This window comes from Pseudomonas massiliensis (assembly GCF_000826105.1).
GTDB lineage: Bacteria > Pseudomonadota > Gammaproteobacteria > Pseudomonadales > Pseudomonadaceae > Aquipseudomonas > Aquipseudomonas massiliensis.
The window spans coordinates 511732-526916 of the sequence record NZ_CCYK01000006.1 but is presented as its reverse complement, the minus strand read 5'-3'; the positions used below and the strand labels follow the sequence as shown (position 1 = coordinate 526916).

The 15185-nt window shown below is 62.8% G+C and carries 14 protein-coding genes; 4 read left to right on the top strand and 10 right to left on the bottom strand.

Features of this window, described 5'->3' with window-relative positions:
* Positions 1-130: 130 nt before the first annotated feature.
* Positions 131-1306, bottom strand: a complete 1176-nt coding sequence (gene nhaA / locus BN1188_RS08380; protein ID WP_040260949.1) for a Na+/H+ antiporter NhaA — start codon at positions 1304-1306, stop codon at positions 131-133.
* Between the two features lie 201 nt (positions 1307-1507).
* On the opposite strand from nhaA, the gene BN1188_RS08375 reads away from it, so the two are divergent.
* Entirely contained in the window at positions 1508-2599 is a 1092-nt protein-coding gene (locus BN1188_RS08375; RefSeq protein ID WP_040260948.1) for a PLP-dependent cysteine synthase family protein, read from the top strand.
* Between the two features lie 4 nt (positions 2600-2603).
* On the opposite strand, the gene BN1188_RS08370 is transcribed toward BN1188_RS08375, so the two are convergent.
* The 7 genes from BN1188_RS08370 to BN1188_RS08340 all read right to left on the bottom strand — a co-directional run bounded on the left by BN1188_RS08370 (position 2604) and on the right by BN1188_RS08340 (position 10052).
* Positions 2604-4211, bottom strand: a complete 1608-nt coding sequence (locus BN1188_RS08370) for an NAD(P)/FAD-dependent oxidoreductase (RefSeq protein ID WP_040260947.1) — start codon at positions 4209-4211, stop codon at positions 2604-2606.
* 95 nt (positions 4212-4306) lie between these two features.
* Entirely contained in the window at positions 4307-4975 is a 669-nt protein-coding gene (locus tag BN1188_RS08365) for a hypothetical protein (protein ID WP_040260946.1), read from the bottom strand.
* Positions 4976-5074: 99 nt separating this feature from the next.
* Positions 5075-5776, bottom strand: coding sequence for an ABC transporter ATP-binding protein (locus tag BN1188_RS08360; protein WP_040260945.1), 702 nt, complete (start codon positions 5774-5776; stop codon positions 5075-5077).
* Between the two features lies 1 nt (position 5777).
* On the bottom strand, positions 5778-6545 hold the full coding sequence (livG, locus tag BN1188_RS08355; RefSeq protein WP_040260944.1) for a high-affinity branched-chain amino acid ABC transporter ATP-binding protein LivG: 768 nt from the start codon (positions 6543-6545) through the stop codon (positions 5778-5780).
* A complete protein-coding gene (locus BN1188_RS08350) occupies positions 6542-7792 on the bottom strand; it encodes a high-affinity branched-chain amino acid ABC transporter permease LivM (RefSeq protein ID WP_040260943.1) in 1251 nt (416 codons plus the stop codon). The genes livG and BN1188_RS08350 overlap by 4 nt, the downstream gene beginning before the upstream one ends.
* Positions 7789-8712, bottom strand: a complete 924-nt coding sequence (livH, locus tag BN1188_RS08345) for a high-affinity branched-chain amino acid ABC transporter permease LivH (protein WP_040260942.1) — start codon at positions 8710-8712, stop codon at positions 7789-7791. Before livH ends, BN1188_RS08350 begins: the two co-directional genes overlap by 4 nt.
* A gap of 221 nt (positions 8713-8933) precedes the next feature.
* Positions 8934-10052 (bottom strand): branched-chain amino acid ABC transporter substrate-binding protein, encoded by a 1119-nt coding sequence (locus BN1188_RS08340; RefSeq protein WP_040260941.1) that lies wholly within the window; start codon positions 10050-10052, stop codon positions 8934-8936.
* A 356-nt stretch (positions 10053-10408) separates the two neighbouring features.
* Here BN1188_RS08340 and BN1188_RS08335 point away from each other — a divergent pair, with 356 nt between their 5' ends.
* Positions 10409-10714, top strand: coding sequence for a DUF2288 domain-containing protein (locus BN1188_RS08335; RefSeq protein WP_040261431.1), 306 nt, complete (start codon positions 10409-10411; stop codon positions 10712-10714).
* A 72-nt stretch (positions 10715-10786) separates the two neighbouring features.
* Here BN1188_RS08335 and rapA read toward each other — a convergent pair whose 3' ends face one another.
* The gene (rapA, locus tag BN1188_RS08330) at positions 10787-13627 is read right to left on the bottom strand and encodes an RNA polymerase-associated protein RapA (RefSeq protein WP_040260940.1); all 2841 of its coding nucleotides are present in this window, start codon (positions 13625-13627) and stop codon (positions 10787-10789) included.
* A 207-nt stretch (positions 13628-13834) separates the two neighbouring features.
* Between rapA and BN1188_RS08325 the strand changes: the two genes are divergently transcribed.
* Together BN1188_RS08325 and BN1188_RS21695 are read left to right on the top strand one after the other, a co-directional pair.
* A complete protein-coding gene (locus BN1188_RS08325; RefSeq protein ID WP_040260939.1) occupies positions 13835-14161 on the top strand; it encodes a hypothetical protein in 327 nt (108 codons plus the stop codon).
* Positions 14162-14222: 61 nt separating this feature from the next.
* Positions 14223-14381: a hypothetical protein gene (locus tag BN1188_RS21695; protein WP_088776199.1), complete on the top strand. Its 159-nt coding sequence runs from the start codon at positions 14223-14225 to the stop codon at positions 14379-14381.
* A gap of 191 nt (positions 14382-14572) precedes the next feature.
* On the opposite strand, the gene BN1188_RS08320 is transcribed toward BN1188_RS21695, so the two are convergent.
* Complete coding sequence (locus BN1188_RS08320; protein ID WP_040260938.1) at positions 14573-15043, bottom strand: MaoC family dehydratase; 471 nt, start codon at positions 15041-15043, stop codon at positions 14573-14575.
* Between the last annotated feature and the right edge of the window lie 142 nt (positions 15044-15185).

Sequence of the window (15185 nt, the reverse complement as noted above, 5' to 3'; positions counted from 1 at the left end):
TTCGATCTCGACAACCCGACCCCTTCAGTAGGGCGCGGCGCCAGGAAAGGGGTGCTAGCAGGAGCTAGCGAATGGCAGTGAGCTGACCATTCGCCAGCTCCGCTGGCTCGATCCACTCCTCCAGCGTGGGCTAGTCCCTAGGCGACGCGATCTTCATGATCAGATAACCGATGATCGCCGCGAGGAAAGACCCCACCAGAATGCCCATGCGATCCTGGCCCGCATAAGGGCTGCTCCCCGCGTCGAAGGCCAGCGAGCCCACGAAGATGCTCATGGTGAAGCCAATGCCACAAAGCACCGCGACCCCCAGCAGCTGACCCCAGTTTGCTCCTGTCGGAAGGGCGGCAAGCCCGCATTTGACCGCTAGCCAGGTCAATCCGAACACGCCCAGCGTCTTGCCCGCCAACAACCCCAGGGTGATACCCAGCGGCACCGAGTGGGTGAAGCTGTCCAGGCTCATGCCGGTCAAGGGCACCCCTGCGTTGGCGAAAGCGAACAAAGGCACGATGCAGAACGCGACCCACGGGTGGAGTGCATGCTCCAGGCGCAACAGTGGGGGAGTGGCCGGCGCAGCGCCTGCCCGCAACGGAATGAACATGGCCAGGGCCACCCCTGCAAGGGTGGCATGCACACCGCTTTTGAGAACGCAGACCCAGAGCACCACGCCGATGATCAAGTAGGGCGCCAGATGGCGCACGCCGCCGCGGTTGAGCCCCAGCAATGCGACCAGGCAGGCGAGGGCGCCAGCCAGGGCCGCGCCGGACAAAGCACCAGAATAGAAGAGCGCTATGATCACGATAGCGCCCAGGTCATCGATGATCGCCAACGTCATCAGGAACAGCTTCAGCGAAGCAGGTACTCGCTTGCCCAGCAAGGCCAGTACACCGAGCGCGAATGCGATATCCGTGGCCGTGGGAATGGCCCATCCGCTCACCGCCGCTGGGTCGTGACGGTTCAAGCTCCAGTAGATCAGCGCCGGCAAGACCATGCCGCCCACTGCCGCCGCGCCAGGTAAGATCACTTGCGCGGGCTTGGCCAGGTGCCCCTGTAGCATTTCACGCTTCACCTCCAGGCCGATGAGCAGGAAGAACAGGGCCATGAGGCCGTCGTTTATCCAGAGCAACAGGGGCTTGGCCAGCTCCAGCGAGCCGATGCGCAACCACACCGGTGTGTCCAGGAATCCCTGATACCAGGACGATGCCCCGGAGTTGTTGACCATCAACGCGATCACCGCCGCCAGTATCAATAGCAGGCCGCCCGTGGCCTCCATGGCGAAGAACTTGCGCAGTGACAGGCGTACGGACATGGGCCCTCCGAGCTAGAAAATGAAGGAGGCGGTACCCTAACCCGTGCTGGCCGCCAGACAAACAAAAAGTATAAGCTCATAACCCTTTGGAAAACGGCCAAGCCCGCGCCAGCCGGGCGTTTCCAGAATCTTCACCATTCAATTTCCGAATATGTCCGAGCGCAGCCCCAAGGCCGCGGCTCCGCTTTTGAAGGGCTCAGCATGACCGACCGCCATTGGGCACTGGACGCCATCCGCCTGATCGAGGCTGATTTCCAACGCAGCGCCGACACCCACCTGATCCCCTTCGCCTTGCCAGGTTTCCCGGGTATCGACCTGTATTTCAAGGATGAGTCCAGCCACCCTACCGGTAGCCTGAAGCACCGGCTCGCCCGCTCGCTGTTCCTTTACGCGCTCTGTAATGGTTGGCTCAAGCCAGGCAAGCCTGTCATCGAGGCGTCGAGCGGTTCTACCGCGATTTCCGAGGCCTACTTCGCTCGCTTGCTGGGTCTGCCTTTCATCGCGGTCATGCCCGCGTCCACGTCCCAGGTGAAGATAGAACAGATCGCCTTCTATGGCGGGCAGAGCCATCTGGTGGACGATCCCACGCAGATCCATGCCGCCTCGCTGGCCCTGGCCGAGCGCACCGGCGGACATTTCATGGACCAGTTTCTCTATGCCGAACGGGCGACGGATTGGCGGGCGAACAACAATATTGCCGAGTCCATCTTTCAGCAGATGCGACTGGAGCGGCATCCCGAGCCGGATTGGCTGGTCTCCAGTCCTGGAACGGGCGGAACGGTCGCTACCCTTGGGCGCTACGTGCGCTACCGCCAGCACCGCAGCCGCGTGCTCTGCGCCGATGCCGAGCGCTCAGTGTTCTTCGATGCCTACCGCGGTGGGGACCGCGGGCTTACCCTGGCCCATGGCTCGCGTATCGAGGGGATCGGCCGGCCGCGTGTGGAGCCCTCGTTCATGCCGGGGGTGATCGACGCCATGATCAAGGTGCCAGACGCCCTGTCATTGGCTGCCATGCATTATGTCAGCGGCCGCCTCGGCCGCCGGGTTGGAGCGTCCAGCGGGACCAATCTGGTCGGTGCCCTGGCCGCCGCGACCACCATGCGCGAGGAAGGCCGCCACGGTTCGATCGTGACCTTGCTGTGCGACAGCGGCGAGCGTTACCTGAGCACCTACTATGACCCGCAGTGGCTCCAGACCAATGGCTTCGATCTCGAGCCCTCGCTGTCGGACATTCGCCGCTGTGTCGAACAGGGCGTCGAACTACCGGCCTCTGTGCTGTCGCATCGTGGTTGAGGCCTTAGAGCCCTAGCAGGCTCTTGGCCACGGCCTCGGCCACGCGGATGCCATCCACGCCAGCGGAAAGAATGCCGCCAGCATAGCCAGCGCCTTCCCCCGCCGGGAAAAGGCCTTTGAGGTTCAAGCTCTGGAAGCTGTCGTCCCGGGTGATACGCAGCGGTGAGGATGTTCGAGTCTCGATGCCCGTGAGCACCGCGTCGTGCATGCTGTAGCCCTTGATCTGGCGGTCGAAGGCCGGTAGCGCTTCACGGATGGCTTCGATGGCGAAGGCGGGCAGGGAAGGCGCCAGGTCCACCAGGGTAACGCCAGGCTTATAGGACGGTTCTACCGAGCCCAGGGCAGTGGTGGCGCGTCCGGCGATGAAATCGCCCACCAACTGCCCGGGTGCCTGATAATTGCTGCCACCCAGAAGGTAGGCGGCCGATTCGAGCTTTTCCTGCAGTTCGATACCCGCCAGCGGGCCGCCAGGGTAGTCCTGTTCCGGCGAGATGCCGACCACCAGGCCCGAGTTGGCGTTGCGCTCGTTGCGCGAATACTGGCTCATGCCATTGGTGACCACGCGCCCGGGTTCGCTGGTGGCGGCGACCACGGTGCCGCCCGGGCACATACAGAAGCTGTATACGGAGCGGCCGTTGCTGGCGTGATAGACCAGCTTGTAGTCCGCCGCGCCCAGTTTTGGATGCCCGGCGTACTTGCCCAGGCGGGCCTTGTCGATCACCGACTGGGGATGTTCGATACGGAAACCGATGGAAAATGGCTTGGCTTCCATGAACACGCCGCGGGCGTGCAGCATGCGGAAGGTGTCCCGAGCGCTGTGCCCCAGGGCCAGTACCACATGCCGGGACATGAGTTGTTCGCCACTGGCCAGCTGCACGCCTTGCAGCTGGCCATCCTCCATCAGCAGGTCCGTTACCTTGGACTCGAAACGAATTTCCCCACCTAGGGCGATGATTTCCTGCCGCATGTTTTCCACCATTCCGGTAAGGCGGAACGTACCAATGTGGGGTTTATTCACGTACAGGATTTCTTCAGGCGCGCCGGCCTTGACGAACTCTTCCAATACCTTGCGGCCGTGATGCTGTGGGTCGCGGATCTGGCTGTAGAGCTTGCCGTCCGAGAACGTGCCCGCACCGCCTTCGCCGAACTGCACGTTGGAATCGGGGTTGAGCTGCGCCTTGCGCCACAAGCCCCAGGTATCCTTGGTGCGCTGGCGAACTTCCTTGCCACGTTCCAGCACGACCGGGCGGAAACCCATCTGTGCCAGTACCAGCGCGGCGAAGATGCCGCAGGGGCCGAAGCCGACCACCAAGGGGCGCGATCGGACCTCGCTGGGTGCCTGTCCCACGAAGCGATAGGCCATGTCTGGCGTAGGCCCGAGGTTATGGTCATCGGCAAACCGCTCGAGCACCACGGCCTCGTTGGCCAGGGTGACGTCCACGGCGTAGATGAACAGTAGCTCGGTATTCTTTTTCCGGGCATCGTAGCTGCGTTTGAAAATGCTGAAATTCAGCAGGTCTTGGTCGCTGATGCCCAGGCGCTGGACGATGGCCTGGCGCAAGGCCTCGTCGGCGTGATCCAGGGGAAGCTTGAGTTCGGTAATTCGTAGCATGGGGGGTCCAATGGTCGGCCGCGATGCTGCGGCGCAGATGCAAGCCGGCCATTATACCCGCTCCCGGAGCGCCCGGCAGTGGCCCTCCGACGGCCTCAGTTTCCCTGGGTGCCGCCCGGATAGCCACAGCCGCGCTGCACCTTGTCCGCTATACGCAATTCGGCGCTAAGGAAGCTGACCCGGGACTCCTCAATGCAACGCTGGGGGGCAAGCCAGACTTCGATGCGCTGGTGATCCACTTCACTGCTCAGGCTTGTCCCGCCGCCAGGGAGTTGCTCTTGCACATAAGGCACGGCCAGGTCGGGCTGGCCTTCGCGCTCGAGCCTCATTCCCTGTGCATTGGAGCGCAGGCTCCAGCCCGGCCCCTGGGCCACGTAGCCGCTGAGCTTGAAGTTGGGGTCTGCGCAGGCACCGGTGCCCCGCTCGAGTCGGTAGAGGGTTTGCAGGTTCAGTGTGCCTGCCTTGCCTTCGACGCTGTTACCGTCGAAACGGCCTTTCAGGTCGGCGAACAGGGGGCTGGCATCCGTCGCCAGGCCGGCGGCTTCCTGGGCGATGCCCGTTTGGCCTTGGTCGTCCACGACGAAAGTGCGCGGCGAATCACAGGGGGTAAATACCCATTGGCCAGCATTCTGGCTGAGCGTGCCCTGCATGCGGCTCTGCCCGGAAAGGGTTGGCGGGGTATCGCTGCCAAGGCCGTCAAGTAGCTGACAACCGGCGAACAGTGGCAGGAAAGTGGCGAGCGATAACGTGCGAACCAGGTGCATCGTGGGCCTCCAACACAGGGGAGGGCCACGTTACCACGGCCAGGGCAGTGAATGGGTGACATTGCCGCCGGTCAGCCCCGGTCGCCCGGGGCCGCTGGGTCAGCCCCCCAGGTAGGCGTCGCGCACCTTGGGGTCGGTAAGCAGGTCATGGCCGCTGCCGGTCATGACCACCCGGCCGTTTTCCAGGACATAAGCCCGGTCGGCTACCTTCAAAGCCTGGTTGGCGTTCTGCTCAACCAGAAAGACGGTCACCCCATCGCGACGCAGTTGCTCGATGATGTCGAAGATCTGCTGGATGATGATAGGCGCCAGGCCCAGGGAAGGTTCGTCCAGCAACAGCAGCTTGGGCTTGCTCATCAGGGCGCGGCCGATGGCGAGCATTTGCTGTTCCCCCCCGGACATGGTGCCGCCTCGCTGGCTGAAGCGCTCCTTGAGCCGGGGAAACAGCTCGAGTACCTTCTCCAACTGGGCCTGGTAATCCTCCTTCTCGGTGAAGAAGCCCCCCATGGCAAGGTTTTCCTCTACCGTGAGCCGGGCGAAAACCCGACGCCCTTCCGGCACGACGGCGATGCTCTTGCGCATGATCTGGGCCGGTTCCAGGCCCACCAGCTCCTCGCCCAGGTAGCGAATGCTGCCGGATTGCGCACGGGGCGCCCCGCACAAAGTCATGAGCAGCGTGGACTTCCCGGCGCCATTGGCGCCGATCAGGGTGACGATCTCACCCTGCCGGATCTCCACGTTCACACCATGCAGCGCCTGGATCTTGCCGTAGAAGGTCGATACGTTTTCGAACTGCAGCATCTCAGGCTTCCCCCAGGTAGGCTTTGATCACGTCGGGGTTGTCCCGGATCTGTTCGGGCGTACCGTCGGCCAGTGGCGTGCCCTGGTTGATCACCACGATATGGTCGGAGATGGTCATCACCAGCTTCATGTCATGCTCGATCAACAGCACGGTGGCGTTGTACTGCTCGCGCAGCACGCCGATCAAGGCCTTGAGTTCCTCGGTTTCCCGTGGGTTCAGGCCGGCCGCGGGCTCGTCCAGCATGAGGATGCGTGGGCGCGTCATCATGCAGCGAGCGATCTCGAGTCGACGTTGCTGGCCATAGGCGAGCGTGCCCGCCGGGCGGTTGGCCACGTCACGCAGGTTCACCCGCTCCAGCCAGTGCTCGGCGTATTCCATGGCCTCGCGCTCGCTCCGGCGGAAGGCCGGGGTCTTGAACAGGCCGGCCAGGAAGTTCGTGTTCAGGTGACGATGCTGGGCGATCAGCAGGTTCTCGATGGCGGTCATGTCCTTGAACAGGCGCACGTTCTGGAAGGTGCGTACCACGCCCTTGCGGGCGATCTTGTGGCCGGGAAGCCCTTGCACCTGCTCGCCATCGAGCATGATGGTACCGCCGGTCGGGCGATAGAAGCCGGTCAGGCAATTGAACACGGTGGTCTTGCCGGCGCCATTGGGGCCGATCAGCGACACCACCTGTTTTTCCTTGACGGTCAGGGCCACGCCATTGACCGCCAGCAGGCCGCCGAAACGCATCGACAGGTCCTTGACTTGCAGAATTTCGCGGCTCATCGACGCAGCTCCATGTGGGGACGTTGCATGGGCAGCAGGCCCTGCGGGCGCCACACCATCATCAGCACCATCAAGGCACCGAACATCAACATGCGGTAGTCACTGAACTCGCGCATCAATTCAGGCAGCAGGATCATCACGATCGCCGCCAGGATCACGCCCAGCTGCGAGCCCATGCCCCCCAGCACCACGATGGCGAGAATGATCGCCGACTCGATGAAGGTGAAAGACTCAGGAGTCACCAGGCCCTGGCGGGCGGCGAAGAAGCTGCCGGCGAAGCCCGCGAAGGCTGCGCCCAGGGTGAAGGCCGAGAGTTTGATGACCGTAGGGTTCAGGCCAAGTGCGCGGCAGGCGATTTCATCCTCGCGCAGGGCTTCCCACGCGCGGCCGATAGGCATGCGCAGCAAGCGGTTGATGACGAACAGGGCCACCAGGGCCAGCAGCAGGGCGATCAAGTAGAGGAAGATCACCTTGTCGGCGGCGTTGTAGTCCAGGCCGAAGAACTGGTGGAAGGTCTGCGCGCCCTCGGCAGCGCGGCGTTCGAAGCTGAGCCCGAACAGCGTCGGCTTATCGATGTTGCCGATACCGTTGGGCCCACCGGTGATGCTGGTGAGGTTGCGCAGGAAGATGCGGATGATCTCGCCGAAGCCCAGGGTAACGATGGCCAGATAGTCTCCACGCAGGCGCAGCACCGGGAAACCCAGCACGAAGCCGAAGAGCGCGGCCAGCAGGCCCGCCAGCGGCAGGCATTCCCAGAAGCTCAGCCCCAGGTAGTGGGAAAGCAGGGCATAGCTGTAGGCACCGACGGCATAGAAACCAACGTAGCCCAGGTCCAGCAGGCCGGCCAGGCCGACCACGATATTGAGCCCCAGCCCGAGCATGACGTAGATCAGCACCAGAGTGGCGATATCCACCGCGCCCCGGGAGCCGAAGAAGGGCCAGATGAACGCCAGCACAATCAAGGCGGCCAGCCCCCAGCGTTGGGTGCCCGGCAGGGTAAGCCAGTTGCTGAAGCTTGCAGGCACCCAGGCCCGGCGTTCAACGGGCTGTCCGCCGCGCCTGCTGGCGACCCATACCCGTACGAACATCGCAATGGAGCACAACGCAATGATAAGGATAGTCGTGGTGTCGGCGCCCTGCACTTGCAGGTTGACCCCGGCGAACACTAATTTCAGGCCAAAGACCGGGTAGGCCACGGCCCACACCAGCAGCGCGCTGAAGAGCGCGGTCTTGATCGACTTGCTCATACCTTTTCAACCTCAGGACGGCCCAGGATCCCGGTGGGGCGGAACAGCAGCACCAACACCAGCAGGCCAAACGCGACCACGTCCTTGTATTGATCACCGAAAATGTCAGCGCCGAAGGCTTCGGCTACGCCCAGCACGAGGCCGCCCAGCATGGCGCCCGGGATGCTGCCGATGCCGCCCAGCACGGCCGAGGTGAAGGCCTTGAGGCCGACCAGGAAGCCGGCGCTGGGGTTGATGACGCCGTATTGCATGCTCAGCAACATGGCTGCCACCGCTGCCAGGGCTGCACCGATCACGAACGTCAGCGCAATCACGCCGTTGGTATTGATGCCCAGCAGGCTGGCCATTTTCATGTCTTCGGCGCAGGCGCGGCAGGCGCGACCCATGCGGGAGCGGGAAATGAACAGGGTCAGCCCATACATGGTGGCCACGGTGACCACGAATACCAGGATCTGCATGTAGGAAATCAGGACTTCCTCAGCGCCGCCGGGGCCGAAGCTAATGCTGCCCGGTAGCAGGTTCGGAATGGCGAAGTTGCCGGAGCCTTGGGAAAGCTGCACGGCGTTCTGCAGGAAAATCGACATGCCGATGGCGGAAATCAGCGGTATGAGCCGGTTGCTGTTACGCAACGGTCGGTAAGCCACACGCTCGATGCTGTAGCCATAGGCACTGGTGACCAGGATAGCCGCGGCGAAACCGGCGATCATCAGTACGGGCAGGCTGTGGATGCCCATCATGGCAAGGCCCGCCAGCACCATGAAGGCTACGTAGGAACCGATCATGTAAACCTCGCCGTGGGCGAAGTTGATCATGCCGATGATGCCGTACACCATGGTGTAGCCAATGGCGATCAAGGCATAGGTGCTGCCAACGGTCAGGCCGTTAACCAGCTGTTGCAGGTAGTGAAAAATCTCGGGCATTTTTGCCGCGCTCCTAAAAACCTGTCTGCATTTCTCCGGCGAGCCGGGCGGGGTGGGCGCTCTCGGGGCGCCTTGGGCCTGGGCGGGTCCGGTGAACCGCGTGTAACGGTTTTAAGATTTTCAGGGAAAGCCGTCGCCGGATCGCGGCTTGGGCTCGTACTTTCTTAAGACAAAGCCCACTGCAAAAGCGCAGTGGGCTTCGAAGGACCAGTACTCGATGATTACTTCGCTTCGGTCTTGGGCTTGCCGAAGTGCCATTCGTAGACCACGAACTGGAAGTTCTTCAGGTCACCCTTCTCGTCGTAGCTCAGCTCGCCCATGGGGGTCTTGAAGGTGCCAGCGTGAATGGCGGTGGCGACCTTTTCGGCGTCCTCGCTCTTCGCGGCCTGGATGCCATCGGTGATGATCTGCACGGCGGTGTAGGACGGGTACACGAACGGGCCGCTCGGGTCTTCCTTCTTGTCCTTGAAGGCCTGGGTCAGGGCCTGGTTGGCCGGATCCTGGTCGAAGGACTTGGGCAGGGTCACCAGCAAGCCTTCGGAGGCTTCGCCTGCGATCTGGGAAATGGAGTCGTTGCCTACGCCCTCGGGCCCCATGAACCTGGCGTTCAGGCCCTTCTCCTTGGACTGCCGCAGGATCTGGCCCAGCTCCGGGTGGTAGCCGCCGTAGTAGACGAAGTCCACATTGGCCTGCTTGAGCTTGGCGATCAGGGAAGAGAAGTCCTTGTCACCGGCATTGATGCCTTCGAACACGGCAACCTTGACACCCTTGCCTTCGAGGGTCTGCTTGACGGCGGTGGCGATGCCTTCGCCGTACTGCTGCTTGTCGTGAACGACCGCGACGATCTTGGGCTTGATGTGGTCGGCGATGAAGTTGCCCGCCGCCGGGCCCTGGGCACTGTCGAGACCGATGGTGCGGAACACCAGCTTGTAGCCGCGGCTGGTGATGTCCGGGCTGGTGGCCGCTGGGGTGATCATCAGGACGCCTTCGTCTTCGTAGATGTCGGAAGCAGGCTGGGTGGAGCTGGAGCAGAGGTGGCCGACCACGAACTTCACGCCATCGTTGACCACCTTGTTGGCCACGGCAACGGCTTGCTTGGGATCGCAGGCGTCGTCGTACTCGACGGCTTCAAGCTTCTTGCCGTCGACTCCGCCCTTGGCGTTGATCTGTTCGATGGCCATCTTGGCGCCGCGGAACTGCATGGCGCCGTATTCGGCGACAGGGCCGGTTTTCGGGCCGGCGATACCGATCCTGATGGTGTCGGCTGCGAAGGAGTAGCTGGTGGCTCCAGCCAGTACCATGGCGGCGAACAGCTTGGACAGCTTGATAGCGTTGTGCATAGTGCTCCACTCTCGTGTTTTAGTTTTTATAGTCCGTGCGGCTGGGGCCGTTGGACCGGTATCGCTGCCTGCTCCGGCAGGCTGCACCAGAATCGAGCCGCTGCCCAGCCCTCCGCGGTATCACTGGCGCAGTGTAGATTGCCCCTCGATCCGTTGAAAAGCTGGCCAGTTGCCGACTATTGATGCTGTGTCGCTTTTATGAAAGTTTCTTATAGATACGAGGCCATGGCTTGCCATTCATCGCTGCCAGGGCCCGTGATTGCGGGCTTTTCAGACGCGGCGCACATATTGAAACCGGGTTTTGCAAGCACGGCGGCCTCGTTATCATCACCGCCTTTCATTTGGACAGGTTCATCATGACCCAACAGACAAGCACCCTCTATGCCAAATTGCTTGGGGAAACGGCAAGAATTCATTGGGAAGAGTTGCAGCCATTCTTCGCCCGAGGCGCACTGTTGTGGGTCGCCGAAGAACTCGACCTGATAGCCGTGGCCGAGGCCATGGCCAGCAACGATACCGAGCGTGTAAGGGCTTGGCTTGAGGGCGGAGAGGTAGCGAAGGTAGGCGAGGCGAAGGCAGCCGATCTGGTCGAGCGTAAGCCTGAACTCTGGGCTGTAGTGGTTTCTCCCTGGGTTTTGTTCCAGGAGAGGGCAAGCAATTGAGGTGCCGCGCCAATTCGGTGCGGTATCGAGGGTGATAGGCGGCGAGCAGCCTCGATGGCTCGCCGCCTGTTGTCAACCGGCTACCAGTACTCTGATCGCTTCCAACCGCAGCGCGGCCTTGGCGAGCATGGCCAAGCCCTGCTCTCGCTGGTCGCGTAGGGCCTGGATCTCGCTCTCCCGCACACTGGGGTTGATGGCGCGCAAGGCAGTGAGGCGGGCGACCTCTTCGTCCAACTCAGCGGCAAGGCGCTGCTGGGCTTGCGCGACCCGCTCGGCATGGCGGGGCGCCACCTTGGCTTCGGCACCGTTGATCCTCGGTGCCAAGGCGTCACGCTGGGCCTGGATAAACTTGTTGGCGCTGCCCTTGGGCACGCTTTCGAGTTGCTCGTTGAGGGTTTCGAACGCCACGCGAGGCGCCAGGTCGTTACCGTTTCCGTCCAACAGGCAGCGCAGCGCCATGGGTGGAAGGAACCGGCCCAGTTGCAGGGCGCGAGGCGCCACGGCTTCGCTCACGTACAGCAATTCAAGCAGCACGGTGCCCGGCTTGAGCGCCTTGTTCTTGATCAGGGCAACCGCGGTGTTGCCCATGGAGCCGGAGAGCACCAGGTCCATGCCACCCTGCACCATGGGATGTTCCCAGGTCAGAAACTGCATGTCCTCGCGAGACAAGGCCTGCTGACGGTCGTAGGTGATGGTCACGCCTTCGTCGTCGCCCAGGGGGAAGCTGGCGTCGAGCATCTTTTCGCTGGGCTTGAGTACCAGCGCGTTCTCGGAGTGATCTTCGCTGTCGATGCCAAAGGCATCGAACAGGGTTTCCATATAGATAGGCAAGGCGAACTGGTCGTCCTGCTCCTCGATGGCCTCCACCAGCGCCTGGCCTTCCCCGGCGCCGCCGGAGTTCAGTTCCAGCAGTCGATCGCGGCCGGCATGCAGCTCCGCTTCCAGCCGCTCGCGCTCGGCCCTGGCCTCCAGGATCAGTGCTTCGAAGGCTTCGTCATCTCTTTCCTCCAGTTGCGCCTGCAAGCGTTCGGCGAAACGCTGCTGAAGGGTATTGCCCGTGGGGCAGGTATTGAGGAAGGCATTGAGCGCTTCGTGGTACCAGCGGAAAAGGCGTTGTTGCGCCGTTTCGGCCAGGTAGGGCACGTGCAGCTGGATGACGTGCTTCTGACCGATGCGGTCCAGGCGGCCGATGCGCTGTTCGAGCAGATCAGGGTGAGCGGGCAGGTCGAACAGTACCAGATGGTGGGCGAACTGGAAGTTGCGCCCTTCGGAACCGATTTCGGAGCAGATGAGCACCTGCGCGCCGTATTCTTCATCCGCGAAATAGGCCGCCGCGCGGTCCCGCTCGAGGATGCTCATGCCCTCATGAAAGGTCGTGGCGGCGATACCGGAACGCACCCGCAGGGCGTCTTCCAGGTCCATGGCGGTTTCGGCCTTGGCGCAGATCACCAGCACCTTGACCTTCTTCAAGGCCTTGAGTGTGTCGATCAGCCAGCCTACCCGTGGGTCGAAGCGCCACCAGCGGTTTTCGTCGTCTGCGGTCTGGCTGCGTTGAAGGCTGGTTTCAGGCTGCAGGGCCTCGCTGGCACCGAGGCCGGCGTATTGCTCGGGCGTAGGCAGGGCATAGTCATGCAGCTCGCGCTCGGGGAAGCCCTGGATGGCCGCCCGGGTGTTGCGGAACAGCACGCGGCCGGTGCCGTGGCGGTCCAGCAGCTCACGGATAAGGCGAGCGCTGGCCTGGGTGTCGCCGTCTTGTACCGCCCCCAGCAGCGCCTCGCCTTCGGCGCCGAGGAAGTCATGGATGGTCTTGTGGGCCGCTTCGGAGAGCCGGCCCTGGTCGAGCAACTCCTGCACGGCTTCCGCCACTGGCCGGTAATGCTCGCTTTCCTGGCGGAACGCCTGCAAGTCATGGAAGCGGTTCGGGTCCAGCAGGCGCAGGCGGGCGAAGTGGCTGTCAAGGCCCAGTTGCTCTGGGGTGGCGGTCAGCAGCAGCACGCCCGGTATCACCTGGGCCAGCTGTTCGACCAGCGCGTATTCAGCGCTGACCCGGTCCGGATGCCAGACCAGATGATGAGCCTCGTCCACCACCAGCAGGTCCCAGCCGGCGGCAAAGAGCGCGTCCTGAGCCTTTTCCGAGTGGGTCAGCCACTCCAGGGAGACCAGGGCCAGTTGAGCGTCGTCGAAGGGGTTGCTGGCGTCACTTTCCAGGAAGCGCTCGGCGTCGAACAGGGCAACCTCGAGGTTGAAGCGACGGCGCATTTCCACGAGCCACTGGTGCTGCAGGTTCTCCGGCACAAGGATCAGCACGCGACTGGCCCGGCCGCTGAGCAGCTGACGGTGAATCACCAGGCCCGCTTCGATGGTCTTGCCCAGGCCCACTTCGTCCGCCAGCAGAACACGGGGCGCGATCCGGTCAGCCACTTCCCGGGCGATATGCAATTGGTGTGCGATGGGTTGGGCACGTACCCCGCCCAGGCCCCACAGGGGCGACTGGATGACACGGCTGCTGTGCTGCAGGGTGTTGTAGCGCAGGGAGAACCATTGGAGAGGGTCGATCTGCCCGGCGAACAGGCGGTCGCTGGGCAGGCGGAACTGGATGAAATTGGACAGTTGGGTTTCCGGCAGAGTACGCGGCTGGTGCTGAGCATCGAAGCCGTGGTACACCAGCAGGCCGTCGACGTCTTCAACCTCGCGTACCGTGAGCTTCCACCCTTCGAAATGCGTGATGCTGTCACCAGGGGAGAAGCGCACCCGCGTCAATGGCGCGTTACGCAAGGCGTATTGCCGGGTATCCCCGGTGGAGGGGTAGAGCACCGTCAGCAGGCGACCGTCCTGGGCAATGATGGTACCCAGGCCAAGCTCCGCTTCGCTGTCGCTGATCCAGCGTTGTCCTGGTTGATACTGCTGCGCCATGCCTTACTCCGCCTGCAAAAACCGGGGATTCTAACGGATCGTCTGGAGAGAACCAAAGTCGGTGACATCTTTGGCCGCTGCCCTATGTCGCATCCGCCCGACGAATAGCCTCAAGTCTAGCACCGGCTGGCCGATGACCCGGTCAGCCAGTACTTCGCCTGCCGATCAGGTAGGCGCACCCTCCATCATGCTGGCCGGAGGCGAAACATGATTCCACCCGTGACACTGCAACCTTTCGTGCCGGTGAACCCACAATTGGACCCGGTCAAACCAACGCCCGAGATACCGCCCGTGGCCGCGCCCCAGGCGCCCTCCGCCGATACAGACATCGACCTGCGCAATCGCGAACGGGAAGAAGCTGCGTTGCTGCTGCGCGAGCATGAGCAACGGCGACAACGCCAGCGCCGGGAAGGCGAGCCGGAAGAAGCTCTGGTAGTACCGGGTGATGTGCTCAACGCCGATAACACCGTGCCGGCGGTGCCTTTGATGGATGCCCCGCCGCGCCGGGGATTATGGGTAGATCTGGAAGTGTGACTGGCAAGCGGCCTGGAGGCAGGCCATGATAGTCTTTCTCTTTTCATAGACCGGCCTGATCATGAGCCAAGACGACAACCTATTCGACTTCGCCGCTGAACGCGCCCGCCGCCAACACGACCTCAACGACAAGCGTCTGGCTGACATGCGCCGCGCGTTCGAGCAGGCCATGCCCATGGCGGGCAAGAAAAAAACGAAGAAAAAACCGAAGAAGCGTTGATCTCGGTCAGTACAGTACGTCTCGCCACGCGGGATGATCGGCTCGCGAGGCAGTGGTACCCCTACTGTCCTCGGGCACGCAAGGCATATTCAGGCGACTTCGGTCGCCTTTTTTTCGTTCCGGGGAACCTGCGACAGGGCGCGCGGCATGAGCAGGTCTTGCTTGAAGCCGCGGCCAGCATCCTGCTCCTCTCAACCGATGGCTATGTCCGGCAGAGTGGCCAGGGTGACGCTCTGGGATTTGCGCGGGGCGAGGATTTCAGCTTCGCCATCGACTACCAGCTCATCGGCCTGATTGAAGACCCGTGTGGCAATGCGCACCTTGAACTTGGGCAGCTTCTCGAGGATTTCCAGGCGCACGGTCAGGGTGTCGCCAGGCTTGACCGGCTTGACGAAGCTCATCTGCTGGCCCAGGTAGATGGTGCCGGGGCCGGGCAACTCGCACGCCACCGCCGCGCTGATCAGCGCGCCGGTGATCATGCCGTGGGCGATGCGCTCGCGGAAGATGGTCTTGGCGGCGAATTCGTCATCCAGGTGAACCGGGTTGCGATCACCGGACAGCGCGGCGAACAGCTGGATCTCCCGGTCGGTGACCTGCCGGGTGTAGCTGGCGGTCTGGCCGACTTCGAGCGTTTCATAAGGGGTGTTGGTGCTTTGGGTCATGCGGGATGTCCGGTTCGCGAGAAAGCCTCTAGTGTATCGTCATGTGGCTTCGGCCAATCAATTCAGGATGTAAATAACGCCCCCTTTGCGGATGCCTCCCAGGGAAGCAACTGCTACTTTCGGCTCAAGGCTGCGTGAGCAT